The sequence below is a fragment of the Massilia sp. TSP1-1-2 genome (assembly GCF_049896185.1).
Classification (GTDB): Bacteria; Pseudomonadota; Gammaproteobacteria; order Burkholderiales; family Burkholderiaceae_D; genus Telluria_A.
Window position 1 is genome coordinate 1 of the sequence record NZ_JAFCTU010000204.1, and the last position, 585, is coordinate 585.

1 protein-coding gene is annotated in these 585 nt (G+C 69.2%); it reads right to left on the minus strand.

Annotated features, from left to right (window positions below; genetic code table 11):
- Positions 1–585 (minus strand): MFS transporter (locus ACP7BV_RS27710; RefSeq protein ID WP_426108131.1); only part of this gene is annotated, 585 nt, incomplete at both ends.

The following is a 585-nucleotide window of genomic DNA, read 5'->3' on the forward strand; positions in this document are numbered from 1 at the left end:
GCCGCAGGTAAAGGCAAGCTGCACGATGAACAGCATGCGCAGTTCGGTGTGGCGCAGCAGGTTGAGCGCGTGCCCATTGCGCGCCACCTGCCACCAAGACGTGGTGGCGAGCGACGGCGCCTCGCGCGGCAGCGCCACGGCCACCAGCAGCGCGGCGCCGACCAGGGCGACGGCGGCGATCCAGAACGGCACGGTCAGTCCCAACACCACCGTGGCCCCGGCCAGCAGGGGCCCGGCCAGCCAGCCGAGATAAAAGGCGCCGTTCAGCCAGGACATGGCGCGCACCCGCAACGCGCCTTCCAGGCGGTCGGCCAGCAAGGCGCGCGCAACGGCGCCGTTGCCTTCCAGCAGACCAGTAAACAGGCGCGCGGCGATAAACAAGGGATACGATTCGATGACCAGGGCCAGCGCCGTGATGATGTGGCCGAGCGCAGCGCCAAGCGCCGTCACCAGCAGCACCGGACGGCGTCCGTAGCGGTCGGACAGGGGGCCCATCAGCGCCGAGCCGATCAGCAGGCCGAGGGGATTGATCATCAGCGCCAGGCCGAACAGCAGCTTGGGCGGCAGGCCCAAGAAGGTATTGAG